Below are 24,043 nucleotides of genomic sequence, written 5' to 3'. Positions count from 1 at the left end.
TTTCGATGCCCGCGGCACACTCGACACACCCGACCGCGGGTGTCGGGTGGGTCCCTGACCATGTCAACGCGGTTATGAAGAGAGAGAGTCAGACCAAAGCTATGGCGGGACAGAAGATCCGCATCCGGCTCAAGTCGTATGACCACGAGGTGATTGACAGCTCGGCACGCAAGATTGTCGATACTGTCACCCGCGCTGGTGCAACGGTTGTGGGCCCGGTGCCGCTGCCGACCGAGAAGAACGTCTTTGTTGTTGTTCGGTCGCCGCACAAGTACAAGGACTCCCGTGAGCAGTTCGAGATGCGCACGCACAAGCGCCTCATCGACATCGTCGATCCCACGCCGAAGGCTGTGGACTCGCTGATGCGCCTCGACCTGCCGGCGGACGTCAACATCGAGATCAAGCTCTGAGGTATCGGAACATGAGTAACGAACTGACAGGGCAGCGCGCAGCCAACGTCTCCGGCGTGCTCGGCACCAAGCTCGGCATGACCCAGGTCTGGGATGAGAACGGCGTTCTCGTTCCCGTGACCGTTGTGCAGGCTGGTCCGTGCGTTGTCACGCAGGTGCGCTCCGTCGAGACCGACGGCTACGACGCTGTTCAGATCGCCTACGGCGCGATCGACCCCCGCAAGGTCACCAAGCCCCTGAAGGGCCACTTCGAGAAGGCCGGCGTCACCCCGCGCCGTCACCTCGTCGAGCTGCGCACTTCCGACGCCGCTGACTTCTCGCTCGGCCAGGAGATCGACGCCTCGGTCTTCGAAGCCGGCCAGAAGGTCGACGTCGTCGGCACCTCCAAGGGCAAGGGCACCGCTGGCGTCATGAAGCGCCACGGCTTCGCAGGCGTGTCGGCCACCCACGGCCAGCACCGCAACCACCGCAAGCCGGGCTCCATCGGCGGCGCATCGACCCCGGGTTGTGTTTTCAAGGGCCAGAAGATGGCCGGACGCATGGGCGGCGACCGCACCAGCGTGCAGAACCTCACCGTTCACGCGGTGGATGCAGAGAAGGGCCTCGTGCTCGTCAAGGGCGCCATCCCCGGCCCCAAGGGCGGCATCGTCCTGGTCCGCTCCGCATCGAAGACTTCGGCGAAGAAGGAGGCCTGAGAACCATGGCGAACCTGACTGTCGATGTTCTCGACCCCGCAGGCAAGAAGGCTGGCACCGCTGAGCTGCCCGCCGCGATCTTCGACGTTCAGACGAACGTCGCACTGATCCACCAGGTCGTCACGGCGCAGCGCAACGCTGCACGCCAGGGCACCCACAAGGCCAAGACCCGCGGCGAGGTCGCCGGCGGCGGCCGCAAGCCGTGGAAGCAGAAGGGCACCGGTCGCGCTCGTCAGGGCTCGATCCGCGCTCCTCAGTGGACCGGCGGTGGCATCGTCCACGGCCCGACCCCGCGCGACTACAGCCAGCGCACCCCGAAGAAGATGAAGGCCGCCGCACTGCGCGGTGCCCTCTCGGATCGCGCACGCTGCGGCCGCGTCCACGTGGTCACCGCACTGCTCGAGGGCGACACCCCGTCGACCAAGGCAGTTGTGAAGACCCTGTCCGCCATCTCCGACCGCAAGCACCTCCTGCTGGTGGTGCGCCGCGGCGACACGATCGGCGCTCTGAGCAGCCGCAACCTGAAGGACTCCCACGTCCTGTTCGCGGACCAGCTCAACACCTACGATGTCATGCTCTCCGACGACGTCGTCTTCACCTCCGGTGCTCTCGAGGACTTCGTGGCCGCTGCCATGCTGACCGCCTCGAAGTCCAAGGCCGCCGCGTCGGTCTCCGCTCAGGCTGCGCCTGCTGCTGAGTCCGCCGAGGTTGCTGAGGCGCCGTTCGGTGAGGGCTCCGCTGCTGCGCTGGCCGACGGCTCCGCACCCGAGGGCTACACCATCAAGGGCAACAAGGACTCGATGAAGTACCACACCGAGCAGTCGCCGTGGTACGGCCGCACCAAGGCCGAAGTGTGGTTCGCAAGCGAGGAAGCCGCTCAGGCTGCCGGCTTCGTGAACGCCGTTCGGTCCGCTGAGGAGGACGCGAAGTGACCGCGATCAACAAGGACCCGCGCGACATTCTGCTCGCGCCCGTCGTTTCCGAGAAGAGCTACGGTCAGATGGCCGAAGGCAAGTACACCTTCCTCGTCGACCGCAACGCCAACAAGACCGAGATCAAGATCGCCGTCGAGGAGATCTTCGACGTCAAGGTCGCCTCGGTCAACACCATCAACCGTGAAGGCAAGGCGCGTCGCACGCGCTACGGCATGGGCAAGCGCAACGACACCAAGCGCGCCATCGTCACGCTGAAGGACGGATCCATCGACATCTTCGGAGGCTCGGTCGCCTGAGGCGATCGAGACGACGAAGATTCACGAGAGAATCTGAGGAAACCCCATCATGGGAATTCGTAAGCACAAGCCGACCACGCCGGGCCGTCGCGGCTCGAGCGTCGCCGACTTCGTCGAGATCACTCGTAGTGTCCCGGAGAAGTCGCTGGTTCGTCCGCTGCACAAGACCGGTGGTCGCAACAGCAACGGTCGCATCACGTCGCGCTTCCGCGGCGGCGGCCACAAGCGTGCGTACCGTGTGATCGACTTCCGTCGCGCCGACAAGGACGGCGTGAACGCGAAGGTCGCGCACATCGAGTACGACCCGAACCGCACCGCCCGCATCGCCCTGCTGCACTACGCAGACGGCGAGAAGCGCTACATCCTCGCTCCGGCGAAGCTGCGCCAGGGCGACTGGGTGGAGAACGGCCCGAAGGCCGACATCAAGCCCGGCAACAACCTCCCGCTGCGCAACATCCCCGTGGGCACCGTTGTGCACGCCATCGAACTGCGCCCCGGCGGCGGTGCGAAGATCGCCCGCTCCGCCGGCTCGTCCGTGCAGCTCGTGGCGAAGGAGGGCCGCTTCGCTCAGCTGCGCATGCCGTCCGGCGAGATCCGCAACGTTCTCGCTGACTGCCGCGCCACCATCGGCGAGGTCGGCAACGCCGAGCAGGTCAACATCAACTGGGGCAAGGCAGGCCGTATGCGCTGGAAGGGACGTCGTCCCCACGTGCGCGGTGTCGTCATGAACCCGGTGGATCACCCCCACGGCGGCGGTGAGGGCAAGACCTCCGGTGGTCGTCACCCGGTCTCGCCCTGGGGCAAGCCCGAGGGCCGCACCCGCCGTCCGAACAAGCCGAGCGACAAGCTCATCGTGCGCCGCCGCCGCACCGGCAAGAAGCGCTGATAGGGAGATCCAGATATGCCACGCAGTATCGCCAAGGGTCCTTTCATCGACGACCACCTTCAGAAGAAGGTGGACGCTCAGAACGAGAAGGGCACCAAGAACGTCATCAAGACCTGGTCGCGTCGTTCGGTCATCACGCCGGACTTCCTCGGCCACACCTTCGCTGTGCACGACGGTCGCAAGCACGTGACGGTCTTCGTCACGGAGTCGATGGTCGGCCACAAGCTCGGAGAGTTCGCTCCCACGCGCACGTTCCGCAGCCACGACAAGGATGACAGGAAGGGTCGTCGCTGAGCTCCTCAGTGATGTTCAGAATCGATGACACCCACAGTTTCGAAAGAAAGCAGGACAGCAATGGAAGCCAAGGCGCAGGTGCGGTTCATCCGTATTTCGCCCATGAAGGCCCGGCGCGTCGTTGACCTCATCCGTGGCAAGAGCACCGTCGAGGCACTGGAGATCCTGCGGTTCGCGCCGCAGGCAGCATCCAAGCCCGTACTGAAGCTCCTGCAGTCCGCGATTGCCAACGCCCGCGTGAAGGCCGACCAGGCAGGGGAGCGCTTCGATGAGCGCGAGCTCGTCGTCTCCGCTGCATACGTCGACGAAGGCCCGACCATGAAGCGGTTCCAGCCCCGCGCTCAGGGTCGTGCATTCCAGATCAAGAAGCGCACCAGCCACATCACCGTGGCGGTCGCTCCCGCGAAGAAGAAGGAGACCCGCTAGTGGGCCAGAAGGTCAATCCGAACGGGTTCCGCCTCGGCATCACGACCGATCACACCAGCCGCTGGTTCGCTGACTCCACCAAGGAAGGTCAGCGCTACAGCGACTACGTGATGGAGGACGTCCGTATTCGCGAGATGCTCACCGAGGATCTCGAGCGAGCAGGCGTCTCCAAGGTCGAGATCGAGCGCACCCGAGATCGTGTCCGCATCGACCTCCACACCGCACGTCCCGGCATCGTCATCGGTCGCCGTGGTGCAGAGGCCGAGCGTCTGCGCGGAAAGCTTGAGAAGCTGACCGGCAAGCAGATCCAGCTCAACATCCTCGAGGTCAAGAACCCCGAGGCCGACGCACAGCTCGTCGCTCAGAACATCGCTGAGCAGCTCGCGAGCCGCGTGTCCTTCCGCCGCGCAATGCGCAAGGGCATCCAGTCCGCGCAGCGCGCCGGCGCCAAGGGCATCCGCGTCGCCGTCTCCGGCCGCCTCGGCGGCGCCGAGATGAGCCGCAGCGAGTTCTACCGCGAAGGCCGTGTGCCCCTGCACACCCTCCGTGCGAACATCGACTACGGCTTCTTCGAGGCGCGCACCGCCTTCGGCCGCATCGGCGTGAAGGTCTGGATCTACAAGGGCGACCTCACCGACAAGGAGCTCGCGCAGCAGGCCGCTCAGGCGCCTCGTGCGGGTCGCGGCGGCCGTGCCGACCGTCCGCGTGGTCGTCGCAACGAGCGGAACGCCGCTCGCCGTGAGCGCGGTCAGCAGCAGGATCGGGCCCCCCAGGCCGAGAACGCTGCAGCGAGCGCTCCCAGTGACAATGGAACGGAGGCCTGAGTCCAATGCTGATTCCGCGTAGGACCAAGCACCGCAAGCAGCATCACCCGAGCCGTCGTGGTCTCGCCAAGGGCGGCTACGACCTCGCGTTCGGTGATTACGGCCTTCAGGCTCTCGAGCCGGCCTACATCACCAACCGTCAGATCGAGGCTGCTCGTATCGCAATGACCCGCTACATGAAGCGTGGCGGCAAGGTGTACATCACCATCTTCCCGGACCGTCCGCTGACCAAGAAGCCTGCCGAAGTCCGCATGGGCTCCGGTAAGGGTTCGGTGGAGTTCTGGGTCGCCAACGTCAAGCCCGGCCGCATCATGTTCGAGGTCGCCGGCGTCTCCGACGAGGTTGCTCGTGAGGCACTGCGCCTGGCGATGCACAAGCTCCCCATGAAGTGCCGAGTTCTCAGTCGAGAGGGTGACGACATCTGATGGCTGCCGCAAAGCTCACTGCCGACGAACTGAACAAGATGGACGATGCGAAGCTCCTGGAGGAGCTCGCGAAGGCCAAGGATGAACTGTTCAAGCTTCGGTTCCAGTCCGTCACGCAGCAGCTGGAGTCCCACTCCCGCCTGCGTTCGGTCAAGAAAGACATCGCACGGATCTACACGATCCTGCGCGAGCGCGAGCTTGGCATCCGCCAGGCTCCGGGCTCGGCCGAGTGATCGAAGAACGAGGAAAGACGATGAACGAAAACGCACAGGCTGCTGACGAGCGGAACGACCGCAAGCAGCTCCGTGGCCTCGTTGTCTCCGACAAGATGGACAAGACCATCGTTGTCGAGGTGGAGGAGCGCGTGAAGCACTCCCTCTACGGCAAGGTCATGAAGAAGCACAAGAAGTTCAAGGCCCACGATGAGGAGAACACCGCCGGCATCGGCGACCGTGTCCGCATCATGGAGACCCGCCCGCTGAGCGCCTCCAAGCGCTGGCGTCTGGTGGAGATCATCGAGCGCGCCAAGTGATGCGCTGATCTCTCACGGAAACGGCCGGCATTCCCTTCGGGGGATGCCGGCCGTTTCGTCGTTCGGTGGGGGAGAGGCGGCGCCGTGCGGTCGAGCTCGGCAGCGTCAGCCGTCGAGGTCGACCACTTCGAAGCTGAGGAGACCCTCCGCCTTCGACACCGTCGTGCCCTCCGCGCGCGGCTGCCTCTTCGCGGCCCACGCGTCGAAGGAGGCGTCGTCGGCCCAGCGGGTGACGACGAAGTACGGCTGGCCCTCCTCAGCGGGCCGCAGCAGCTCAAAGCCTTCGAAGCCGGGCTCGGAGTCCACGGACTTCCGGCGTGCGGCGAACTTCGCTTCGAGGTCGGCGCCGCGGTCGACGGGAACGGACAGCTGATTGATCTTGACGACGGTCATCGGGTGAGCCTCCTGGCAGGTGGGGATCCGTCGGCCGACGGGTGCTGACGGCCGGATGAGCCCAGCGTAGGCGCCCGCCCGAAGAGGACCGTCCAGCCGACGGGGGAGCGTCCACTCGAGGCCCCCTGGAAAAGTGCTGCGCGTAACCAACCACACACGCTCAGGCGAGCCCGAGCTGTTCCCATCCGCGGCGGGTCCGCGTAGACTAGAGCAGTTGCTGTGGGCCTCGGCCCACGCTCCGCTCGCGGTACGCGAACCTCGTCGGAGACCTTGGGTTCCCCTCATTGGGAGAGCCCCTGAGTCCGACAGAGGGGTTTTTTATGCCCGCGCGGAGGCAATTGTCCGATATCCGTTCCGCAAGGCTCGACAGCTGCCGGCCCCCACGGGGGCAGACGGCAAGAGAACCGGCGAGACGCAAGGAGAACGTTAGTGATTCAGCAGGAGTCGCGACTGAAGATCGCCGACAACACTGGTGCGAAGGAGATCCTCTGCATCCGTGTTCTCGGTGGCTCCGGTCGCCGTTACGCCGGCATTGGCGACAAGATCGTGGCGACCGTCAAGGACGCCATCCCGGGCGGCAACGTCAAGAAGGGCGATGTTGTGAAGGCCGTCGTGGTTCGCACCACGAAGGAGACCCGCCGTGCCGACGGTTCGTACATCCGCTTCGACGAGAATGCAGCCGTCATCCTCAAGACCGACGGCGAGCCGCGCGGCACCCGCATCTTCGGCCCCGTGGGCCGCGAGCTGCGTGACAAGCGGTTCATGAAGATCATCTCGCTGGCACCGGAGGTGCTGTGACATGGCAAGTATGAAGATCAAGAAGGGTGACCTCGTGCAGGTCATCTCCGGGCGCACCAGCGACGCAGACCGCATCGCAGCCCGCAACAAGACCCGCGCCGACAAGGGCAAGTCCGAACTCACCCCGGGTGACAAGGGCAAGCAGGGCCGCGTCCTCGAAGTCTTCCCCGACACGCAGCGCGTGATCGTGGAGGGCGTCAACCGCATCACCCGCCACAACAAGCCCGGCATGAACGGCCAGGCCGGTGGCATCGAGCAGGTCGAGGCCCCGATCCACGTGTCCAACGTGGCCATCGTGGATCCCGAGGACAACAAGCCGACTCGCGTGGGCTTCCGCGAAGAGACGGTTGAGCTCGAGAACGGCCGCACCAAGACGATGCGCGTCCGCATCTCGAAGCGCACCGGGAAGGACATCTGATGACTGAGACGACCCAGACCGTCCCCAGCCCGCGCCTGAAGGACCAGTACCGCAACGAGGTCAAGTCCTCGATGCAGGAGCAGTTCGAGTACGCGAACCCCATGCTCATCCCCGGCCTGACCAAGGTCGTCGTGAACATGGGCGTGGGCGACGCCGCTCGTGACTCCAAGGTCATCGACGGCGCCATCAAGGACCTCACCCTCATCACCGGCCAGAAGCCGCAGGTCACCCGCGCACGCAAGTCCATCGCACAGTTCAAGCTGCGCGAGGGCATGCCGATCGGCGCTCATGTGACTCTGCGCGGCAACCGCATGTGGGAGTTCCTCGACCGCCTCATCTCCACTGCCCTGCCCCGCATCCGCGACTTCCGTGGCATGTCGCCGAAGCAGTTCGACGGTGCCGGCAACTACACCTTCGGTCTCTCGGAGCAGGTCATGTTCCACGAGATCGATCAGGACCAGATCGACCGCGTTCGCGGCATGGACATCACGATTGTGACCACCGCGAAGACCGACGAAGAGGGACGCGCGCTGCTCAAGGCGCTCGGCTTCCCGTTCAAGGAGAAGTGAGATGGCGAAGACAGCGCTCAAGAACAAGCAGCAGCGCAAGCCGAAGTTCCAGGTTCGCGCTTACACCCGGTGCCGTCGCTGCGGACGTCCGCGCTCCGTGTACCGCAAGTTCGGAATCTGCCGAGTCTGCCTGCGCGAGCTCGCCCACCGCGGTGAGCTCCCCGGCGTGACGAAGAGCAGCTGGTAAGGACTATCGCCACAGGTCCCTGAAGAGGGAAACCACGGTGAGAAAGAAGCATTCGACATGACAATGACTGATCCCATTGCGGACATGCTGACTCGTGTGCGGAACGCCTCCGGCGCGTTCCACAACGACGTCACCATGCCGTACTCGAACTTGAAGGCCCGCATCGCGGAGATCCTCAAGACCGAGGGCTACATCAACGACTGGCGCGAGGAGGAGGCGAAGGTCGGCAAGAACCTCGTCATCACCCTCAAGTACAACCACGTCGCACGCGAGCGTGCGATCTCCGGTGTGCGCCGCATCTCCAAGCCGGGCCTGCGGGTCTACGCGAAGTCCACCAACCTGCCCAAGGTCCTCGGCGGCCTGGGCGTGGCCATCCTGTCCACGTCCTCCGGCCTCCTCACCGACAAGCAGGCAGCACAGAAGGGCGTGGGTGGGGAAGTCCTCGCCTACGTCTGGTAATCGGAAAGGAGACCGGAACATGTCCCGTATTGGACTTCGTCCCATTCCCGTGCCCGCTGCTGTCACCGGTGTGACCATCGACGGCCAGCGCGTTCAGATCGCCGGCCCGAAGGGCGAGCTCGAGTACACGGTTCCCGCACCGCTGACCGTTGAGCGTCGCGACGAGGACGGCGCCATCATGGTGAGCCGTCCCGATGAGGAGCGCGAGACCCGCGCTCTGCACGGCCTGGCACGCACGCTCATCAACAACATGGTGGTCGGTGTGACCGACGGCTACGAGAAGAAGCTCGAGATCGTCGGCACCGGTTACCGCGTCATCGCCAAGGGCTCCGACCTCGAGTTCAGCCTCGGCTACTCCCACACGATCCTGGTGAAGCCGCCCAAGGGCATCACCTTCGCTGTGGAGAGCCCGAACAAGTTCTCCGTGTCGGGCTACGACAAGCAGATGGTCGGCGAGCAGGCGGCTAAGATCCGCAAGCTCCGGGCCCCCGAGCCGTACAAGGGCAAGGGCATCCGCTACGCGGATGAGACCGTCATCCGCAAGGCCGGAAAGGCTGGTAAGTGATTATGGGTTTCGCTGAGAAGCACACTCGTGGTGACCGCAAGAGCCGGGTCCGCGCACGCGGCCGCCGTCACCTGCGCCTGCGCCGCCGCATCATCGGCAGCGCCGAGCGTCCCCGCCTCGTCGTGACCCGCTCCGCGCGTCACGTGTTCGTTCAGGTCATCGACGACGCCAAGGGCCACACCCTCGCGTCCGCCTCCACCATGGAAGCTGACCTGCGCGGCGACTCCGTCACCAAGACGGAGAAGGCGAAGAAGGTCGGCCTGCTGGTCGGCGAGCGCGCCAAGGCAGCCGGCGTTGAGTCCGTGGTCTTCGACCGCGGCGGCAACAAGTACCACGGCCGAGTGGCCGCCGTCGCCGACGGCGCCCGCGAAGCCGGACTGACTCTGTGACCAACCCCCGGAACCAGGACGAGAAGAGGATTCACATGACTGCTGAGCAGCAGAACAACGGTCCCGCCGCCTCCGGCCGGAGGGACGACAAGCAGAAGGGCGGTCGCAACGACCGTCAGGGCGGGCGTCGCGACAACCGCGGCGGCCGCCAGGAGGAGAAGTCCGCATTCCTCGAGCGCGTGGTGAGCATCAACCGCGTCTCGAAGGTCGTCAAGGGCGGCCGCCGCTTCGCCTTCACCGCACTCGTTGTGGTGGGCGATGGCGACGGCACCGTCGGCGTCGGCTACGGTAAGGCCAAGGAAGTTCCCGCGGCCATCTCCAAGGGCGTTGAGGAGGCGAAGAAGAACTTCTTCCGCGTCCCGCGCATCAAGGGCACCATCGTTCACCCCGTGCAGGGTGAGGACGCGGCCGGCGTGGTCTTCCTGCGCCCGGCAGCCCCGGGTACCGGTGTGATCGCCGGCGGTCCGGTGCGTGCAGTCCTCGAGTGCGCTGGCGTGCACGACGTGCTGAGCAAGTCGCTCGGTTCCGCGAACGCCCTGAACATCGTTCGCGCCACCATCGCGGCTCTCCAGCAGCTCGAGGAGCCCGAGGCAGTGGCAGCACGCCGCGGCCTGCCCCTCGAGGACGTCGCTCCCGGCTACCTGCTCCGCGCACAGGCCGAAGGCCGTGCCGAGGCTCGTGCCGCACGTGAAGAGAAGGTCGGTGCCTGATGCAGCTCAAAGTGACTCAGATCAAGTCGACAATCGGCGGCAACCGCGCTCAGCGTGAAACCGTGCGCGGCCTCGGCCTCAAGCGCATCGGCGACGTTGTGGTGAAGGAAGACCGCCCCGAGATCCGCGGCATGGTCAATGCCGTCCGTCACCTCGTGACGGTTGAAGAGGTGGACTGATTTATGCCTGACAACAACCCGCTCAAGCTGCACGACCTTCGCCCGGCCCCCGGGTCGAAGACCGCAAAGACCCGTGTGGGTCGCGGTGAGGCATCCAAGGGCAAGACCGCCGGCCGCGGCACCAAGGGCACCAAGGCCCGCTACCAGGTGCCCGCAGGCTTCGAGGGCGGTCAGACCCCGATGCACCGTCGTCTGCCGAAGCTTCGCGGCTTCAAGAACCCGTTCAAGGTGACCTACCAGGTCGTGAACCTGGACACCCTCCAGGCTCTGTTCCCTGAGGGCGGCACCGTGACGGTCGATGACCTCGTGGCGAAGAAGGCTGTTCGCAAGAACCAGCCCGTCAAGGTCCTCGGCACCGGCGACATCAGCGTCAAGCTGGACGTCACCGCGCAGAAGTTCTCGGCATCCGCCGAGGAGAAGCTCGTCGCCGCCGGCGGCAGCGCGACCGTTGCCTGATCCCGGCATCGCCGGTCAAGCATTTTGACGAGGCATCGCGGCTCACCTATTCTGAGCCGCGATGCCTCTTTTCATCTGGCACCAGAAGGAGGAACCGGGTGTCCAACCCCGTCATTCGTGCCATGCGCACGCCTGAGCTGCGCAACAAGATCCTTTTCGTCCTCGCACTGATCGCGATCTACCGGCTCGGCGTCTTCATCCCGACCCCCGGTTTCGACTACCGCAACGTGAACGCCTGCATCGACCAGTCGATGGCCGGCGGCGGGGGCGTGCTCGGCATCGTCAACATGTTCTCCGGCGGCGCACTGCTGCAGATGTCGATCTTCGCGCTCGGCGTCATGCCCTACATCACCGCCTCGATCATCGTGCAGCTGCTGCGCGTGGTGATCCCCCGGTTCGAGGAGCTGCACAAAGAGGGCCAGTCCGGTCAGGCGCAGCTGACGCAGTACACCCGCTACCTCACCGTGGGCCTCGCCGTGCTGCAGTCCACCACCATCATCACGCTCGTGCGCTCCGGCCAGTTCTTCCAGGGCTGCACCCTGCCGCTCGTGCCGGACCAGTCCGCCCTGATGCTGTCGCTGATGATCCTCACCATGACCGCCGGCACCATCGTCATCATGTGGTTCGGTGAGCTGATGACGGAGAAGGGCGTCGGCAACGGCATGTCCCTGCTCATCTTCACCTCCATCGCCGCCGGCTTCCCCGGCTCGCTGGGCCAGATCCTCAAGCTCCAGGGCTGGCTGATCTTCGGTCTCGTGTTCCTGGTGGGCCTGGTGCTGTGCGTTCTGATCATCTATGTGGAGCAGTCCCAGCGCCGCATCCCCGTGCAGTACGCGAAGCGCCAGGTGGGTCGTCGTCTCATCGGCGGCAGCTCCACCTACATTCCGATCAAGGTGAACCAGGCCGGCGTGATCCCCGTGATCTTCGCGTCGTCGCTGCTGGCGCTGCCGCAGCTGGCCACCACGTTCGGCAACCCCAACGACGGCTGGGTGCAGTGGATTCAGACGAACCTCACCCAGGGCAACGGCTTCAGCTGGGTGTACTCCGTGACGTTCTTCCTGATGGTGGTGTTCTTCGCGTTCTTCTACGTGTCCATCACCTTCAACCCGGAGGAGATCGCCGACAACATGAAGAAGTACGGCGGCTTCATTCCCGGCATCCGCGCCGGCAAGCCGACCGAACGCTACCTGCAGTACGTCATCAACCGCGTGCTCTCCGTGGGTGCCGTCTACCTGGGCGTGCTCGCGCTCATCCCGATCCTCGCCCTCGCGTTCCTCGGCGCGGATCAGAACTTCCCGTTCGGCGGCGTCTCCCTGCTGATCATCATCGGCGTCGGCCTCGACACGGTGAAGCAGATCTCCGCCAAGCTCCATCAGCACCATTACGAAGGGATCCTCTGACATGACTCAGACCCCCACCGCCACCCGCCTGCTCATCATCGGCGCCCCCGGCGCCGGCAAGGGCACGCAGGCCGCCCGCATCGCCGAGGCGCTGAACATCCCGGCGATCTCCACCGGTGACATCTTCCGCGCCAACGTCTCGCAGGAGACCGAGCTCGGCGTCCTCGCCAAGTCCTACATGGACAAGGGCGAATACGTGCCCGACGAGGTCACCAACTCCATGGTCAAGGACCGCCTCGCCCAGGACGACACCGCCACTGGCTTCCTGCTCGACGGTTACCCCCGCACCGCCGACCAGGTCACCGCCCTGGACGGCATGCTGAAGGACTCCGGTCGGGAGCTCGACGCCGTCATCCTGCTCGAGGTCGACACCGACGCCGTCGTGGACCGCCTGGTGCAGCGCGGCAAGGAGCAGGGCCGCTCCGACGACAACGAGGAGACCATCCGCCGCCGCATCGACGTGTACGGCGAGCAGACCGCCCCGCTGATCTCCGTGTACGACGAGCGCGGCCTCGTGCGCCGCATCGACGGCATGCAGCAGATCGACGAGGTCTCGGCGGACATCCTCCGGACCCTCGGTGTGAACCGCTGACGGGTATGGCCCGCAGCCGCATCGAATACAAGACGCCCGAGCAGTTCGCGCACATGCGAGCTGCCGGGCTTCTTGTCGACCGCCTCCATGACGAGATCCAGCGGTCGCTGCAGCCCGGGATGACCACCGGCGACCTCGACCGCATCGCCGCCGAGGTCATCGCCGACGGCGGCGGGACCCCCAACTTCCTCGGCTACCAGGGCTTCCCCGCCACCATCTGCGTCAGCGTCAACGAGGAGATCGTGCACGGCATCCCCGGTGACCGCGTCATCAACGACGGCGACCTCGTGTCCGTGGACGCCGGCTGCATCATCAACGGCTGGCACTCCGATGCCGCCCGCACCCACATCGCGGGTACCGCGAAGGACCCGGAGCACCGCCGGCTGATCGACGTCGCCGAAGCGGCCATGTGGGACGGCATCGCCGCCGCCGCCACTGGCCGCACGGTCGACGACATCGGCGCAGCCGTGGAGGACTCCGTGCTCGCCGCAGTGGGGGAGAGGTTCCAGCACCTGGAGGACTTCGGCGGGCACGGCATCGGGTCCGCGATGCACCAGCCGCCGGACGTCATGAACTTCCGCACCCGCGGCCGCCACCCGAAGCTGAAGCCAGGCATGGCGATGTGCGTGGAGCCGATGCTCACCATCGGCAGCGCTGACTGCGAGATCCTCGACGACGACTGGACCGTGGTCACCCTCTCCGGCGCGGTCGCCGCGCACGTGGAGCACGCGTTCGCCATCCTCGAGGACGGCATCTTCGTACTCACCGCCGCCGACGGGGGCCGCGAGCAGCTCGGCGCCCGCGGCGTGGAGATCGCCGCCGAACCCGTTCTCTGACGCCCGCCCCGCCGATGCGCCGGGACCGGCGGGGGAGGGGCCGGCATCCAGGGCGGCGGAACCCGTCGGCCGACGGGTGCGTGAGGTGAGCGACCACACGCGATCCCGCTCTTATCAGCCTTCTCCAGCCCGTGTAAGGTAGACGATTGGGTGTGTTCTGCACCCTTGAACAACCGGCGTAGACGACGCGCCTGCAATCGATGCCCGTGAACGGGTAGAGAGTACGTGAGGTTATGGCGAAGAAAGACGGAGTGATCGAGGTCGAAGGTGTTGTCACGGAGGCACTCGCGAACGCGCGTTTCCGTGTCGAGCTGGACAACGGCCACAAGGTCCTCGCCCACATCTCCGGCAAGATGCGCCAGCACTACATCCGCATCCTTCCCGAGGATCGGGTCGTGGTGGAGCTGAGCCCGTACGACCTTGAGAAGGGTCGCATCGTCTACCGCTACAAGTAAGCCAGTGAGGACAGCATGAAGGTTCACCCGAGTGTCAAGCCGATCTGTGACGACTGCAAGGTGATTCGTCGCCACTCCGTCGTCATGGTGATCTGCAAGAACCCCCGTCACAAGCAGCGCCAGGGCTGATCCGGCCCGCGGCCTGCCGCGACACCCCGCGGGATCATCCCCGCACCAACAATTGAAGAGGCATCATCGACCGCCGATCAGGCGGTGACCCGCGGTGCGGAGGCTGCGGCGCTCGAACGAGTATGGGCGAGATGATGACTCAGGCCTCCGAGAAAAATAGGAGAACTGCACAATGGCACGTCTCGTTGGCGTTGACCTCCCGCGCGAAAAGCGCCTGGAAGTCGCCTTGACGTACATTTTCGGCGTGGGTCGTTCCCGTGCCGTCGAAGCCCTCGCCGCCACCGGTGTGGACGGCGACCAGCGCGTGCGCGAGGTGTCCGATGAGGACCTCGTGAAGCTGCGCGACTACATCGAAGAGAACTTCCAGATCGAAGGTGACCTCCGCCGTGAGGTCGCAGCGGACATCCGCCGCAAGGTGGAGATCGGCTCCTACCAGGGCCTTCGTCACCGTCGTGGCCTGCCCGTCCACGGCCAGAAGACCAAGACGAACGCTCGCACCCGCAAGGGCCCGAAGCGCACCGTCGCCGGCAAGAAGAAGGCGCGCTGAGGCACTAGCCGAAGCTGCGCCGCGATCGACCGTCAGGTCCGGTCGCTCCGATCACCTTCACGAATCCCAAGGAGTTCAGCCACATGGCTACCAAGTCCCGCGCCACTGCCGCGGCCCGCAAGCCGCGTCGCAAGGCGAACAAGAACGTCGTCGCCGGCCAGGCGCACATCAAGAGCACCTTCAACAACACCATCGTGTCGATCACGGACCCCGCCGGCTCCGTGATCTCGTGGGCCTCCGCCGGCCAGGTCGGCTTCAAGGGCTCGCGCAAGTCCACCCCGTACGCCGCGCAGATGGCTGCTGAGGCCGCTGCCCGCCGCGCCCAGGAGCACGGCCTGAAGAAGGTCGACGTCTTCGTCAAGGGCCCCGGCTCCGGTCGTGAGACCGCGATCCGCTCCCTGACCGCTGTCGGCCTCGAGGTCGGCTCGATCCAGGACGTCACCCCGCAGGCGCACAACGGCGTTCGTCCGCCGAAGCGTCGCCGCAACTGATCTGTCCCCCGTCCATCTCCGTGTCATACCGCCACCTGAACGTCATATAGCGGACGTTCGCAGAAAGGACACAACGTGCTCATTGCACAGCGCCCCACGCTGACCGAGGAGACAGTCTCGGACAATCGCTCCCGGTTCGTCATCGAGCCGCTGGAGCCGGGTTTCGGCTACACCCTCGGCAACTCGCTGCGTCGCACGCTGCTGTCGTCCATCCCGGGCGCAGCGGTGACGTCGATCCGCATCGACGGCGTTCTCCACGAGTTCTCCACGGTTCCGGGTGTGAAGGAGGATGTCACCGAGCTCATCCTCAACATCAAGAACCTGGTCGTCTCCTCCGAGAACGACGAGCCTGTTGTGATGTACCTGCGCAAGGAGGGCGAGGGCACCGTCACCGCTGGTGACATCACCCCGCCGGCCGGCGTGGAGATCCACAACCCGGATCTGCACATCGCAACTCTCAACGACAAGGGTCGTCTCGAGATCGAACTGATCGTCGAGCGCGGGCGCGGCTACGTGTCCGCCCAGCAGAACAAGGGCGTCGAGGGCGAGATCGGCCGCATCCCGGTCGACTCGATCTACTCGCCGGTCCTCAAGGTGACCTACAAGGTTGAGGCGACCCGTGTCGAGCAGCGCACGGACTTCGACCGTCTGATCATCGATGTCGAGACGAAGCCGGCCATCGCCCCGCGCGATGCCATCGCTTCGGCCGGCAAGACCCTCGTGGAGCTCTTCGGCCTCGCCCAGGAGCTGAACGAGGAGGCTGAGGGCATCGAGATCGGTCCGTCCCCGACCGACCAGGCGATGGAAGCTGATCTGGCTCTGCCGATCAACGACCTCAACCTCACGGTCCGCTCCTACAACTGCCTCATGCGCGAGGGCGTGCACACCGTCGGTGAGCTCACCTCCCGCAGCGAGGCGGACCTGCTGGACATCCGCAACTTCGGTCAGAAGTCCATCGACGAGGTGAAGGCGAAGCTCGCTGAGCTCGGCCTGAGCCTGAAGGATTCGCCGGCGGGCTTCGACCCGTCGACTGTGCTCGAGTCCTACGGCGACGGCGACTTCGGCGACCAGTTCTGACACTTCACACTTCCAAGGAGAACAACAATGCCTGCACCCACGAAGGGAGCTCGTCTCGGCGGTTCCGCCGCTCACGAGAAGGCGATGCTGGCCGGCCTGGCCACCGCTCTGTTCGAGCACGGCGCCATCAAGACCACCGAGACCAAGGCGAAGCGCCTGCAGCCGGTGGCCGAGCGCCTCATCACCATCGCGAAGAAGGATGACCTTGCTGCACGCCGCCGCGTCATGCGCTCCGTGCTCGACAAGTCGGTCGTCCACGAGCTCTTCACCGAGATCGCCCCGAAGTTCGCTGAGCGTCCGGGCGGCTACACCCGCATCACCAAGATCGGTCCGCGCAAGGGCGACAACGCCCCGATGGCGCTGATCGAGCTGGTCGACGAGCCGTACTCCGCCAAGGAGTCCGTGGTGAAGGAGGCTGAGGGCGCTGCCAAGCAGTCCGCGAAGGCTGACGACGCTGCGAAGGCCGACGAGGCCCCGGAGACCACCGAGGCAGCCGCCGAGGAGAAGACCGAGGACTGATCCTCTGGATCGCGACTGAGGTCTGATCCGCTTCGGATCACGAAGGAAAGGGCCGCTGGGTTGATTCCCAGCGGCCCTTCGTCATGCCCGCACGCGGGGGCGGCGGCAGCGTTCACGGCGCGGCCCGCGCCCGCCACAGCGACAGCGGCGGCCGTGGCGGTTGCGGTTGCGTCAGCGCCCCCGGCCGGGCAGGCGCCGCAGAACACGCCGGCCGGTGCGCTTCACGAAGTTGATGGTGCCGCCGTTGAGCACCCCGTGCTCGATGACCTCGAGCTGGTGGGCCATCGCATCGACCTGGTGGCGCATGTCGGCCAGCTCACGGCGGGTGTCGGCGAGTTCGCGGTGGAGCCCGTCGGCCTCCTCCCGCAGCGCCGCGGTGATGAACATCGGCAGTCCGAGCCCGTTCTTCTCCACCCAGGTGGTGAAGTACTGGTCTCGCAGCAGTGCGTCGAAGCGGTGGTGGTCGCGCAGGCCCGCCACCATAGAGTTGCTGGAGGCGCCGGTGGAGCCGGGCCGCTGATGCCAGAACGCGAGCGGTTCGTCCAGGAATCCGACCGTCATCGACTGCAGGAGCCGCAGATGGAACTCGTAGTCGCCGATCACCGGGAGCGATTCGTTGAACAGCCCGATGGTGTCGTGGACGCTGCGGCGGTACAGCAGGGAGATCGGTACCATCCGATTGATGCGGATGAAGTGCGCGAGGGTGATGCTGTGCATCTCCGGCCAGACCGGGAACGTCTCGTAGGGGACGTACACGCCGGGCTCCTCACCGGCGAGGCGCTCCAGCACGATGTGCGTGCGCACGGAGACAGCGGCGTCGTCGGTGTCGGCGAGGAAGCGTGTGGTGCGGGCGAGGAAGCGCGGGTGCTAGACGTCGTCATCGTCGTGGACGGCGACGAATTCGCTGCGGGTGGCGGCCAGGCCCTGGTTCGTGGCGGCTTCCATGCCGCGCGACTGCTCATTGTGGAGAACGGTGATGCGCTCGCCCAGTTCGTCCCGGTAGCGGTCGACCACGGCGGTCAGGTCGTCGGTGTCGCCGCCGTCGTTGACGATGACGAGGTGCCAGTCGGTGACGGTCTGCCCGAGGATGTCCTGGATGCCGCGGTCCAGGAGCAGGGGCCGGTCCTTGGTGCGCAGAATGATCGCGGTCTGTGCCGGTTCGCCGGTGGTCCCAGCTGATTCACCGGACGCGGCGGTGGCAGGGGAGTGGGCGCGGGTACCGGCTGCGGCCGCGGTGGCGGAACGGTCGCCGGTGTCTGTTGCTGCAGGGGCGTCGCCGCTGGGGGAGGGGGCCGACGGGTCCCGGCCCTGCAGGGCGTCCGCGATGGCGTCCCAGGTGCCGGTGATCGCCTCAAGCGCGGCTGCGCCGTGCGACGGGCCGCTGGCGTCGGGCGCGTCGGCGCAGTGGGCGAGATCGGCGATCGCGGCGTCGACAGCCGCCGGATCGGCGAGCAGGTGCTCCAGGCTCAGGCTGCGCTGGTCGGCCCCGGCATTGGTGAGGGCGCCGTCCATGCGGACGCGGCCGTACCGGTCCAGGTGGATCGGCAGCACGGGTGTGGCCGAGGCCAGCGCGAAGACCAGGGGATGGAACCGGGTGGTGAGGACTGCGTCGGCCGCGCAGGTGCGGGCAGCGGACGCCGCCGCCAGTTCGATCGGGGCGAGCCGGTGCGGGGCATCCAGACGCGCCGCAACCAGCGCATTGATTCGGCAGTCGCCGGAATCGGGGTCGTCCTGATCCGCCATGTGCGGTACGAATTCGACTGTCGCGTCCAGTGCCGTCGCGGCCCGGTCGATGATGCCGGCGAGGGCGGTGACGTACTCGTCCTCATCGAACGGAGCCGCCGACCCGAGCGTCACCGAGAGGGTGCGGCCGCGGACGGTGCCCGTCCGGTCGTCAGTGCCCGCTCGGCCCTCGGTACCGGCCCCGTGCGCGCCGTCAGCGGGGCCGGTGATGCGCTGGTCGAGGATCGGCGCGGCCGCATCGTCGCTGCTGCACAGCACTGCTGACGCGGCGGAACCCGTCGGCCCCACGCAGCGGGCGAGCGCGGCGCTCGCCTCATCGCGGACCGCCACCACTCGCGCGATGGCGAAGAGATCGCGCAGGCGGGCACGGTCGGCCGCCGTGAGGTCAGGGCCGAGGGTCTGGCCCGCGACCACGACCGGCAGGCCGAGGCTGTGCGCCAGCAGACCCATCGCCCACCGCTCCAGCAGCAGCCACCCGAACCGGGAGTTCAGGTTGCCGCCGCCGCCGATGACGAGGGCGTCCACGCCGCGCAGCTGCTCGCGGATGCGGAACAGCTTGTCCTCGGCCGGCAGAGCGGCATCGCTGCCGCCGAGGACCTGCTGGATCTCCTCGGCGTACCGTTCACGGTCCTGCGGATCGTGCGGGAAGGTGAGTGCGTCGATCGCGTCCGCGGGGGCGGTGCCGCCGGGGCCGTACTTCTCGTGCCGCGACACCGGGACCACAGTGAAGCCACGGCGCTCCAGCTGCTCCCGTTCAGCGGACGCGATCGCTTCATCGCCCACGTGGTAGACGGTCTGGTCCACATCGCACAGCAGGGCGACTCTCATGCTTCACACTCTCTTCAGCGTCGACGGCGTCGGCAGGGCACCGTCCTGACCGCGGCGGTCGACGGGATCAGAGCTTGCCCTGCCTCTTCATCAGACGATAGATGAACGCGGCCATGTCTGCTCGGTTCGTCGCGACGAGCGGGCGGAACGTACCGTCCGGCCAGCCGGTGGAGATGTCCGCGCTCTTCATCCACGTGATCTCACGGGCGAACTGCGAGGTGCGGGGCACGTCCCGGAACGGGGCGGTCTTCGCCACGGGCAGTGGATCGCCGCTGGAACGGAACAGGAACGCGGCGATCGCATCGCGGTTCACCGGCTGCAGGGGACGGAACTCGCGGCCCCGGCGGGTGGTCCAGCCGGTGGAGAGGCCTGTCGCGTACGCCCAGGAGATCTCACGGTAGAACTGCGAGTTCGTCGGGACGTCCACGAACGGGGAGCGGGCCGGCGGGGTGTAAGCGGGGGAGCCGGCGACGCGGTACATGAACGCGATGATGGCGTCGCGGTTGACCGCGACGGACGGGCGGTACGTGCCGTCCGGCCAGCCCCGCAGAATGCCCTTGTTCGCCAGCGCTTCGATCTCGGTGGAGAACATGTGCGAGCGCGGCACGTCCTTGAAGGTCTGCCCGGGGCCGCCGGCGGTGAACACGACCTTGCCGTTCACCTTGTCGGCGATACCGTTCGCGAAGCGCTGCGGCCCGCTCGTCTTGGACTCCAGCGGCTGGCCCCACTCGGGGGTCCAAGAAGCGGCGTACGGGCTCTGGTGCGCCACGGTGGACTGTCCGGCGGTGACCACGAGGCCGCGAGTGGCGCGGGTGACGTGGTAGGAGCCCTCCAGCCGCTGGGCGTGGGTGACGGTGCCGAAGCGCGTGAAGCCTCCGTTCCGGTGGAACGCGAGGTAGTGCCCGGTCGGGTGGGCGTCGCGGTAGCGCTGGGCGAGGGTGCGCAGGTTCTCGAACTTCGAGTACACGTTCTTGCCGGGGCAGGAGGTGTAGTTGACGTCGCGGTGGCCGAAGATGCGCGGCAGCGACACGGGGCTCTTGTACCGCACGGCAGGCGAATCGGTGTTGCGGGGCTGGTGCACCGAGGTGCCGCGCACGTCGGCGATGAACGCGGAGCCGAGCTTCCAGCCCGCCACCCGCGCGAGGGCGTCGATGCCGGCCGACGGAGCCGACGCGACCTCGTAGTCGCCCATGATCGAGATGCCGAACGTGCTGTGGTTGAAACCGAGCGCGTGGGCGCCGCGGATGTTGCGGTGGATCCCGCCGCGGCGGCCCTCGAAGATCTGGCCGTACTTGTCGACCAGCACGTTGTAGCCGACGTCCGCCCAACCGAGCGTGCGCGTATGGTAGCTGTAGATGCCGCGCATGATCTGCATCGAATCAGCGCGCGAATAGCTGTTGGAGCCGGCGGTGTGGTGCACCACCACGGACTTCAGTTCGCTGTCGGCGCTCGAGTTGCGCGCCCAGGACTCGTTCGCGCCCCATTCGGCGCGGGTGAACATCGCGGGCGCCGCGGTGGCGAGCACCTTGGTCGCCGGGACGGTGCCGGTGAGGCCGGTGCCGCCGCCGCTGGGCCCATTGCCCACGCGTTCGTGGTCCGACGGGTCCTCCGAGGTCTCGATCAGGTGCGCCGTCAGCTCAGCGGTGACGTCCTGACCGTCGCGCGCGGCGCGGAAGCGCACCGCTGTGGAGGGACCGAACCAGGACGGGTCGGTGGCCTTCGCCCCCATGTCGGTGAGCAGTTCGAGGCGGCGCCACGGGCACCAGGTGCCGTCAGCGGCCCGAGCGGACACCTCCACCGTGTCCGGGTCCTCCCCGGTCCAGGTGGCGGCGGCCATCGTCGCGGTGCCGGCGACGGAGCGTCCGGGAGCGTCGTCGTCAGCGGCGGAGGACGCGTTCTTCGCGGACTCCGGTGTCGCCAGGTCCTCATCGGTGATGGTGGTGCCCGAGTCGCCCTGGGTGCCATCGGCTGCGGGGAGGGCGGCGGACGCAGCGGGGACGGCGGCTGCTCCGAAGGGGAGAGCGGCACCGGTGCGGATCAGGGAGCGGCGGGGAAGGAGAGACATGATGGTCCTCGGGTGGGAAACGCGAACATTACGAACGTATATCGGATCCATCGAAAGTGCTAGGCCGGTAACTTGGGGTTCCACGCGGTGTGAGAGAAAGCCCGTACTGCACATCAGGGGCGGCAGACCGGTCGCCCGGCTGCCGCCCCTGCGGTAGTTGATCGTCGAACCCCTCGGGGTGGTGGCCGATGGGATCAGCCGAAGTGCTTCGGCAGCACCGCCTCACGCTTCTCGCGCAGCTCAGCGATCGGGAAGGACCCCACACCCTGGATGTCGAGGGCATCGCCATCGGTCACACCGATGCGCACGGCCGGGAACTTCCGCGCCGTCACCATGTCGGTGAAGCGGACCTCTTCGCTGCGCGGCAGCGTCACGATCGCGCGGGCCTGCGACTCCGACAGCAGCGCGGTCAGATCGTCGAGGCCGTAGCGCTCCTTCAGCTCGTCCAGCACGATGCGGGCACCGGTGCCGAAGCGGGAGCAGGACTCCACCAGAGCCTGGAACAGGCCGCCCTGGGAGAGGTCGTGCGCGGCGTCGATGAGGCCGTCGCGGGAGCAGGACACGAGGATCTCGGCGAGCTCGCGCTCCGCGTCGAAGTCGACCTTCGGCGGCTGGCCGCCCAGGTGGTCGTGCACGGCGCCGGCCCAGGCCGACCCGGACAGCTCCTCAGCGGTGGAGCCGAGCAGGTAGATCGCCAGGCCCTCGTCCTTCCAGCCCGACGGCGTGCGGCGCGCAACATCATCGAACACGCCGAGGATGCCGACCACCGGGGTCGGGTGGATCGCGGAGTCGATGGTGCCGGGCTCACCGGTGGAGTTGTAGAGGGACACGTTGCCGCCGGTGACGGGGACCTCCAGGGTCCGGCACCCGTCGGCCAGGCCCGTGATGGCCTCCACCAGCTGCCACATGCGGTCCGGGTCCTCCGGGGAGCCGAAGTTCAGGCAGTCCGTGACCGCCATCGGCTGCGCACCGGTGGTGGCGACGTTGCGGTACGCCTCCACCAGCGACAGCTGCGCACCGGTGTACGGGTTCAGCATGGCGTAGCGGCCGTTCGCGTCGGTCGAGAGCGCGATGCCGCGGCCCGTCTCCTCATCCACGCGCAGCACGCCGGCGTCGTCCGGCATCGCCAGGGCGGTGTTGCCGCCCACGTAGCGGTCGTACTGATCGGTGACCCAGTGGGTCGAGGCCAGATTCGGGGACGTGGTCACGGTCCACAGCTGCTCCACCAGAGCGGCGGCATCCGCCGGACGCGGCAGCTTCTCAGCGGCGTCGGCCTCCAGCGCGTCCTGCCAGGAGGGACGGGCGTACGGGCGGTCGTAGACGGGGGAGTCGTGCGCGACCGTCTTCGGGTCCACATCGACGATGCGCTGGCCGCCGTGGTCGATGGTGAGGCGGCCATCGCCGGTGACCTCACCGATGACAGCGGACTCCACACCCCACTTGTCGGCGATCTCCAGGAAGCGGTCGAGCTTCTCGGGGGAGACCACCGCCATCATCCGCTCCTGCGATTCGCTCATGAGGATCTCGCCGGCGGTGAGGGACGGATCGCGCAGCAGGACCGTGTCGAGGTCCACGTGCATGCCGGAGTCGCCGTTGGAGGCGAGTTCGCTGGTGGCGCAGGAGATGCCGGCGGCGCCGAGGTCCTGGATGCCCTCGACGACCTCCTCGCGGTACATCTCCAGGCATGCTTCGATCAGCAGCTTCTCCATGAAGGGGTCGCCCACCTGCACAGAGGGGCGCTTCGCGGGACCCTCGTCATCGAAGGACTCGGAGGCGAGGATGGAGGCGCCGCCGATGCCGTCACCGCCGGTGCGGGCACCGAACAGGACCACCTTGTTGCCCACGCCCTCTGCGTTGGCGAGGTGGATGTCCTCGTGGCGCATCACGCCGATGGCGAGCGCATTGACGAGCGGGTTGTCCTGGTAGCAGGGATCGAACACGGTCTCGCCGCCGATGTTCGGCAGGCCGAGGGAGTTGCCGTAGCCGCCCACACCGGCCACCACGCCCTCCACCACGCGGGCGGTGTCCGGGTGGTCGATGGCGCCGAAGCGCAGCTGGTCCATCACCGCGACGGGGCGCGCACCCATGGAGATGATGTCGCGGACGATGCCGCCCACACCCGTTGCGGCGCCCTGGTACGGCTCCACGAAGCTCGGGTGGTTGTGGGACTCGACCTTGAAGGTGACGGCCCAGCCGTCGCCGATGTCGACCACGCCGGCGTTCTGACCGATCCCGACCAGGAGGTTCTTCTTCATCGCCTCCGTGGACTTCTCGCCGAACTGGGAGAGGTGTCTGCGGGAGGACTTGTACGAGCAGTGCTCCGACCACATGACCGAGTACATGGCGAGCTCGGCGTTCGTGGGGCGGCGGCCCAGGATCTCGCGGATCTTCTGGTACTCATCCCCCTTCAGACCGAGGTCGGCCCAGGGCTGCTGCTCATCAGGGGTGGCGGCAGCGTTCTCGACGGTGTCGATGTCAGGCATTGACGGAAGTGTCCTTTGGCTCGAGCGCATAG

35 protein-coding genes are annotated in these 24,043 nt (G+C 66.8%); 30 read left to right on the top strand and 5 right to left on the bottom strand.

The window, feature by feature from the left end; translation table 11 throughout:
• Positions 1 to 101: 101 nt before the first annotated feature.
• From rpsJ to rpsQ, 11 genes are read left to right on the top strand one after another with little or no spacing between them, the layout of a single operon-like run.
• The gene (gene rpsJ, locus R3I40_RS07580) at positions 102 to 410 is read left to right on the top strand and encodes a 30S ribosomal protein S10 (RefSeq protein ID WP_183375641.1); all 309 of its coding nucleotides are present in this window, start codon (positions 102 to 104) and stop codon (positions 408 to 410) included.
• An 11-nt stretch (positions 411 to 421) separates the two neighbouring features.
• A complete protein-coding gene (gene rplC, locus R3I40_RS07575) occupies positions 422 to 1,105 on the top strand; it encodes a 50S ribosomal protein L3 (RefSeq protein WP_317699929.1) in 684 nt (227 codons plus the stop codon).
• Positions 1,106 to 1,110: 5 nt separating this feature from the next.
• Positions 1,111 to 2,037 carry a 50S ribosomal protein L4, sunset domain variant gene (gene rplD, locus R3I40_RS07570; RefSeq protein WP_239373928.1) on the top strand — a complete coding sequence of 309 codons (927 nt, stop codon included), beginning with the start codon at positions 1,111 to 1,113 and terminating at the stop codon, positions 2,035 to 2,037.
• Positions 2,034 to 2,336 carry a 50S ribosomal protein L23 gene (gene rplW / locus R3I40_RS07565; RefSeq protein ID WP_183375635.1) on the top strand — a complete coding sequence of 101 codons (303 nt, stop codon included), beginning with the start codon at positions 2,034 to 2,036 and terminating at the stop codon, positions 2,334 to 2,336. The genes rplD and rplW overlap by 4 nt, the downstream gene beginning before the upstream one ends.
• Positions 2,337 to 2,385: 49 nt before the next feature.
• Positions 2,386 to 3,222, top strand: coding sequence for a 50S ribosomal protein L2 (gene rplB / locus R3I40_RS07560; RefSeq protein ID WP_183375633.1), 837 nt, complete (start codon positions 2,386 to 2,388; stop codon positions 3,220 to 3,222).
• 15 nt (positions 3,223 to 3,237) lie between these two features.
• Positions 3,238 to 3,516 carry a 30S ribosomal protein S19 gene (gene rpsS / locus R3I40_RS07555; RefSeq protein WP_183375631.1) on the top strand — a complete coding sequence of 93 codons (279 nt, stop codon included), beginning with the start codon at positions 3,238 to 3,240 and terminating at the stop codon, positions 3,514 to 3,516.
• A 60-nt stretch (positions 3,517 to 3,576) separates the two neighbouring features.
• On the top strand, positions 3,577 to 3,942 hold the full coding sequence (gene rplV, locus R3I40_RS07550; RefSeq protein WP_183375629.1) for a 50S ribosomal protein L22: 366 nt from the start codon (positions 3,577 to 3,579) through the stop codon (positions 3,940 to 3,942).
• Complete coding sequence (gene rpsC, locus R3I40_RS07545) at positions 3,942 to 4,766, top strand: 30S ribosomal protein S3 (RefSeq protein WP_239373930.1); 825 nt, start codon at positions 3,942 to 3,944, stop codon at positions 4,764 to 4,766. The genes rplV and rpsC overlap by 1 nt, the downstream gene beginning before the upstream one ends.
• Positions 4,767 to 4,771: 5 nt before the next feature.
• Positions 4,772 to 5,191, top strand: a complete 420-nt coding sequence (gene rplP / locus R3I40_RS07540; RefSeq protein WP_183375625.1) for a 50S ribosomal protein L16 — start codon at positions 4,772 to 4,774, stop codon at positions 5,189 to 5,191.
• Positions 5,191 to 5,424 carry a 50S ribosomal protein L29 gene (gene rpmC, locus R3I40_RS07535; RefSeq protein WP_183375623.1) on the top strand — a complete coding sequence of 78 codons (234 nt, stop codon included), beginning with the start codon at positions 5,191 to 5,193 and terminating at the stop codon, positions 5,422 to 5,424. Before rplP ends, rpmC begins: the two co-directional genes overlap by 1 nt.
• A 20-nt stretch (positions 5,425 to 5,444) precedes the next feature.
• A complete protein-coding gene (rpsQ, locus tag R3I40_RS07530) occupies positions 5,445 to 5,723 on the top strand; it encodes a 30S ribosomal protein S17 (RefSeq protein WP_183375621.1) in 279 nt (92 codons plus the stop codon).
• Positions 5,724 to 5,828: 105 nt separating this feature from the next.
• On the opposite strand, the gene R3I40_RS07525 is transcribed toward rpsQ, so the two are convergent.
• On the bottom strand, positions 5,829 to 6,116 hold the full coding sequence (locus R3I40_RS07525) for an antibiotic biosynthesis monooxygenase family protein (RefSeq protein WP_239373933.1): 288 nt from the start codon (positions 6,114 to 6,116) through the stop codon (positions 5,829 to 5,831).
• Positions 6,117 to 6,545: 429 nt separating this feature from the next.
• Between R3I40_RS07525 and rplN the strand changes: the two genes are divergently transcribed.
• From rplN to rplQ, 19 genes are all read left to right on the top strand, one after another.
• The gene (gene rplN, locus R3I40_RS07520) at positions 6,546 to 6,914 is read left to right on the top strand and encodes a 50S ribosomal protein L14 (RefSeq protein WP_183375617.1); all 369 of its coding nucleotides are present in this window, start codon (positions 6,546 to 6,548) and stop codon (positions 6,912 to 6,914) included.
• 1 nt (position 6,915) lies between these two features.
• On the top strand, positions 6,916 to 7,332 hold the full coding sequence (gene rplX / locus R3I40_RS07515) for a 50S ribosomal protein L24 (RefSeq protein WP_183375615.1): 417 nt from the start codon (positions 6,916 to 6,918) through the stop codon (positions 7,330 to 7,332).
• Complete coding sequence (rplE, locus tag R3I40_RS07510; protein ID WP_183375613.1) at positions 7,332 to 7,901, top strand: 50S ribosomal protein L5; 570 nt, start codon at positions 7,332 to 7,334, stop codon at positions 7,899 to 7,901. Before rplX ends, rplE begins: the two co-directional genes overlap by 1 nt.
• Before the next feature lies 1 nt (position 7,902).
• Positions 7,903 to 8,088, top strand: a complete 186-nt coding sequence (locus R3I40_RS07505; protein ID WP_183375611.1) for a type Z 30S ribosomal protein S14 — start codon at positions 7,903 to 7,905, stop codon at positions 8,086 to 8,088.
• 57 nt (positions 8,089 to 8,145) lie between these two features.
• Positions 8,146 to 8,547, top strand: coding sequence for a 30S ribosomal protein S8 (gene rpsH, locus R3I40_RS07500; protein ID WP_317699928.1), 402 nt, complete (start codon positions 8,146 to 8,148; stop codon positions 8,545 to 8,547).
• Positions 8,548 to 8,566: 19 nt separating this feature from the next.
• Positions 8,567 to 9,112, top strand: a complete 546-nt coding sequence (gene rplF / locus R3I40_RS07495; RefSeq protein ID WP_183375600.1) for a 50S ribosomal protein L6 — start codon at positions 8,567 to 8,569, stop codon at positions 9,110 to 9,112.
• Between the two features lie 2 nt (positions 9,113 to 9,114).
• A complete protein-coding gene (gene rplR, locus R3I40_RS07490) occupies positions 9,115 to 9,501 on the top strand; it encodes a 50S ribosomal protein L18 (protein ID WP_183375598.1) in 387 nt (128 codons plus the stop codon).
• Positions 9,502 to 9,536: 35 nt separating this feature from the next.
• Positions 9,537 to 10,211, top strand: a complete 675-nt coding sequence (gene rpsE, locus R3I40_RS07485) for a 30S ribosomal protein S5 (protein WP_183375596.1) — start codon at positions 9,537 to 9,539, stop codon at positions 10,209 to 10,211.
• Complete coding sequence (gene rpmD, locus R3I40_RS07480; RefSeq protein WP_183375929.1) at positions 10,208 to 10,390, top strand: 50S ribosomal protein L30; 183 nt, start codon at positions 10,208 to 10,210, stop codon at positions 10,388 to 10,390. Before rpsE ends, rpmD begins: the two co-directional genes overlap by 4 nt.
• A gap of 3 nt (positions 10,391 to 10,393) precedes the next feature.
• A complete protein-coding gene (gene rplO, locus R3I40_RS07475; protein WP_183375594.1) occupies positions 10,394 to 10,846 on the top strand; it encodes a 50S ribosomal protein L15 in 453 nt (150 codons plus the stop codon).
• A gap of 122 nt (positions 10,847 to 10,968) precedes the next feature.
• Positions 10,969 to 12,246 carry a preprotein translocase subunit SecY gene (secY, locus tag R3I40_RS07470; RefSeq protein WP_183375926.1) on the top strand — a complete coding sequence of 426 codons (1,278 nt, stop codon included), beginning with the start codon at positions 10,969 to 10,971 and terminating at the stop codon, positions 12,244 to 12,246.
• Between the two features lies 1 nt (position 12,247).
• Positions 12,248 to 12,838, top strand: a complete 591-nt coding sequence (locus R3I40_RS07465; RefSeq protein ID WP_183375592.1) for an adenylate kinase — start codon at positions 12,248 to 12,250, stop codon at positions 12,836 to 12,838.
• A gap of 5 nt (positions 12,839 to 12,843) precedes the next feature.
• Positions 12,844 to 13,674 carry a type I methionyl aminopeptidase gene (gene map / locus R3I40_RS07460; protein WP_183375590.1) on the top strand — a complete coding sequence of 277 codons (831 nt, stop codon included), beginning with the start codon at positions 12,844 to 12,846 and terminating at the stop codon, positions 13,672 to 13,674.
• Between the two features lie 233 nt (positions 13,675 to 13,907).
• A complete protein-coding gene (gene infA / locus R3I40_RS07455; protein WP_183375588.1) occupies positions 13,908 to 14,129 on the top strand; it encodes a translation initiation factor IF-1 in 222 nt (73 codons plus the stop codon).
• A gap of 15 nt (positions 14,130 to 14,144) precedes the next feature.
• Complete coding sequence (gene rpmJ / locus R3I40_RS07450; RefSeq protein ID WP_183375586.1) at positions 14,145 to 14,258, top strand: 50S ribosomal protein L36; 114 nt, start codon at positions 14,145 to 14,147, stop codon at positions 14,256 to 14,258.
• A gap of 172 nt (positions 14,259 to 14,430) precedes the next feature.
• Complete coding sequence (gene rpsM / locus R3I40_RS07445) at positions 14,431 to 14,805, top strand: 30S ribosomal protein S13 (protein WP_183375584.1); 375 nt, start codon at positions 14,431 to 14,433, stop codon at positions 14,803 to 14,805.
• Positions 14,806 to 14,888: 83 nt separating this feature from the next.
• Complete coding sequence (gene rpsK / locus R3I40_RS07440) at positions 14,889 to 15,296, top strand: 30S ribosomal protein S11 (protein WP_183375582.1); 408 nt, start codon at positions 14,889 to 14,891, stop codon at positions 15,294 to 15,296.
• Between the two features lie 75 nt (positions 15,297 to 15,371).
• Positions 15,372 to 16,373, top strand: a complete 1,002-nt coding sequence (locus R3I40_RS07435) for a DNA-directed RNA polymerase subunit alpha (RefSeq protein WP_183375580.1) — start codon at positions 15,372 to 15,374, stop codon at positions 16,371 to 16,373.
• Between the two features lie 27 nt (positions 16,374 to 16,400).
• Positions 16,401 to 16,892, top strand: coding sequence for a 50S ribosomal protein L17 (gene rplQ / locus R3I40_RS07430; RefSeq protein ID WP_183375578.1), 492 nt, complete (start codon positions 16,401 to 16,403; stop codon positions 16,890 to 16,892).
• Positions 16,893 to 17,063: 171 nt separating this feature from the next.
• Here the strand turns inward: rplQ and R3I40_RS07425 are convergent, their stop codons facing one another.
• The 4 genes from R3I40_RS07425 to purL all read right to left on the bottom strand — a co-directional run bounded on the left by R3I40_RS07425 (position 17,064) and on the right by purL (position 24,011).
• Positions 17,064 to 17,696, bottom strand: a complete 633-nt coding sequence (locus R3I40_RS07425; protein WP_285262263.1) for a glycosyltransferase family protein — start codon at positions 17,694 to 17,696, stop codon at positions 17,064 to 17,066.
• A 63-nt stretch (positions 17,697 to 17,759) separates the two neighbouring features.
• On the bottom strand, positions 17,760 to 19,463 hold the full coding sequence (locus tag R3I40_RS07420) for a polysaccharide pyruvyl transferase family protein (protein ID WP_285262264.1): 1,704 nt from the start codon (positions 19,461 to 19,463) through the stop codon (positions 17,760 to 17,762).
• A gap of 67 nt (positions 19,464 to 19,530) precedes the next feature.
• Positions 19,531 to 21,528 carry an S-layer homology domain-containing protein gene (locus R3I40_RS07415; RefSeq protein WP_285262265.1) on the bottom strand — a complete coding sequence of 666 codons (1,998 nt, stop codon included), beginning with the start codon at positions 21,526 to 21,528 and terminating at the stop codon, positions 19,531 to 19,533.
• Between the two features lie 194 nt (positions 21,529 to 21,722).
• On the bottom strand, positions 21,723 to 24,011 hold the full coding sequence (gene purL, locus R3I40_RS07410) for a phosphoribosylformylglycinamidine synthase subunit PurL (protein WP_285262266.1): 2,289 nt from the start codon (positions 24,009 to 24,011) through the stop codon (positions 21,723 to 21,725).
• Positions 24,012 to 24,043 lie beyond the last annotated feature (32 nt).

The sequence above is a fragment of the Helcobacillus massiliensis genome (genome assembly GCF_033106145.1).
GTDB lineage: Bacteria > Actinomycetota > Actinomycetes > Actinomycetales > Dermabacteraceae > Helcobacillus > Helcobacillus massiliensis.
This window is presented reverse-complemented; position numbering and strand designations above follow the sequence as displayed.

Excerpts from the sequence above, each read along its gene's own strand:
- rpsJ (WP_183375641.1), top strand. The coding sequence starts at position 102 with ATGGCGGGACAGAAGATCCGCATCCGGCTCAAGTCGTATGACCACGAG.
- rplC (WP_317699929.1), top strand. The coding sequence starts at position 422 with ATGAGTAACGAACTGACAGGGCAGCGCGCAGCCAACGTCTCCGGCGTG.
- rplD (WP_239373928.1), top strand. The coding sequence starts at position 1,111 with ATGGCGAACCTGACTGTCGATGTTCTCGACCCCGCAGGCAAGAAGGCT.
- rplB (WP_183375633.1), top strand. The coding sequence starts at position 2,386 with ATGGGAATTCGTAAGCACAAGCCGACCACGCCGGGCCGTCGCGGCTCG.
- rpsS (WP_183375631.1), top strand. The coding sequence starts at position 3,238 with ATGCCACGCAGTATCGCCAAGGGTCCTTTCATCGACGACCACCTTCAG.
- rplV (WP_183375629.1), top strand. The coding sequence starts at position 3,577 with ATGGAAGCCAAGGCGCAGGTGCGGTTCATCCGTATTTCGCCCATGAAG.
- rplP (WP_183375625.1), top strand. The coding sequence starts at position 4,772 with ATGCTGATTCCGCGTAGGACCAAGCACCGCAAGCAGCATCACCCGAGC.
- rpmC (WP_183375623.1), top strand. The coding sequence starts at position 5,191 with ATGGCTGCCGCAAAGCTCACTGCCGACGAACTGAACAAGATGGACGAT.
- rpsQ (WP_183375621.1), top strand. The coding sequence starts at position 5,445 with ATGAACGAAAACGCACAGGCTGCTGACGAGCGGAACGACCGCAAGCAG.
- R3I40_RS07525 (WP_239373933.1), bottom strand. The coding sequence starts at position 6,116 with ATGACCGTCGTCAAGATCAATCAGCTGTCCGTTCCCGTCGACCGCGGC.
- rplX (WP_183375615.1), top strand. The coding sequence starts at position 6,916 with ATGGCAAGTATGAAGATCAAGAAGGGTGACCTCGTGCAGGTCATCTCC.
- rplE (WP_183375613.1), top strand. The coding sequence starts at position 7,332 with ATGACTGAGACGACCCAGACCGTCCCCAGCCCGCGCCTGAAGGACCAG.
- R3I40_RS07505 (WP_183375611.1), top strand. The coding sequence starts at position 7,903 with ATGGCGAAGACAGCGCTCAAGAACAAGCAGCAGCGCAAGCCGAAGTTC.
- rpsH (WP_317699928.1), top strand. The coding sequence starts at position 8,146 with ATGACAATGACTGATCCCATTGCGGACATGCTGACTCGTGTGCGGAAC.
- rplF (WP_183375600.1), top strand. The coding sequence starts at position 8,567 with ATGTCCCGTATTGGACTTCGTCCCATTCCCGTGCCCGCTGCTGTCACC.
- rplR (WP_183375598.1), top strand. The coding sequence starts at position 9,115 with ATGGGTTTCGCTGAGAAGCACACTCGTGGTGACCGCAAGAGCCGGGTC.
- rpsE (WP_183375596.1), top strand. The coding sequence starts at position 9,537 with ATGACTGCTGAGCAGCAGAACAACGGTCCCGCCGCCTCCGGCCGGAGG.
- rplO (WP_183375594.1), top strand. The coding sequence starts at position 10,394 with ATGCCTGACAACAACCCGCTCAAGCTGCACGACCTTCGCCCGGCCCCC.
- secY (WP_183375926.1), top strand. The coding sequence starts at position 10,969 with ATGCGCACGCCTGAGCTGCGCAACAAGATCCTTTTCGTCCTCGCACTG.
- R3I40_RS07465 (WP_183375592.1), top strand. The coding sequence starts at position 12,248 with ATGACTCAGACCCCCACCGCCACCCGCCTGCTCATCATCGGCGCCCCC.
- map (WP_183375590.1), top strand. The coding sequence starts at position 12,844 with ATGGCCCGCAGCCGCATCGAATACAAGACGCCCGAGCAGTTCGCGCAC.
- infA (WP_183375588.1), top strand. The coding sequence starts at position 13,908 with ATGGCGAAGAAAGACGGAGTGATCGAGGTCGAAGGTGTTGTCACGGAG.
- rpmJ (WP_183375586.1), top strand. The coding sequence starts at position 14,145 with ATGAAGGTTCACCCGAGTGTCAAGCCGATCTGTGACGACTGCAAGGTG.
- rpsM (WP_183375584.1), top strand. The coding sequence starts at position 14,431 with ATGGCACGTCTCGTTGGCGTTGACCTCCCGCGCGAAAAGCGCCTGGAA.
- rpsK (WP_183375582.1), top strand. The coding sequence starts at position 14,889 with ATGGCTACCAAGTCCCGCGCCACTGCCGCGGCCCGCAAGCCGCGTCGC.
- rplQ (WP_183375578.1), top strand. The coding sequence starts at position 16,401 with ATGCCTGCACCCACGAAGGGAGCTCGTCTCGGCGGTTCCGCCGCTCAC.
- R3I40_RS07420 (WP_285262264.1), bottom strand. The coding sequence starts at position 19,463 with ATGAGAGTCGCCCTGCTGTGCGATGTGGACCAGACCGTCTACCACGTG.
- R3I40_RS07415 (WP_285262265.1), bottom strand. The coding sequence starts at position 21,528 with ATGTCTCTCCTTCCCCGCCGCTCCCTGATCCGCACCGGTGCCGCTCTC.
- purL (WP_285262266.1), bottom strand. The coding sequence starts at position 24,011 with ATGCCTGACATCGACACCGTCGAGAACGCTGCCGCCACCCCTGATGAG.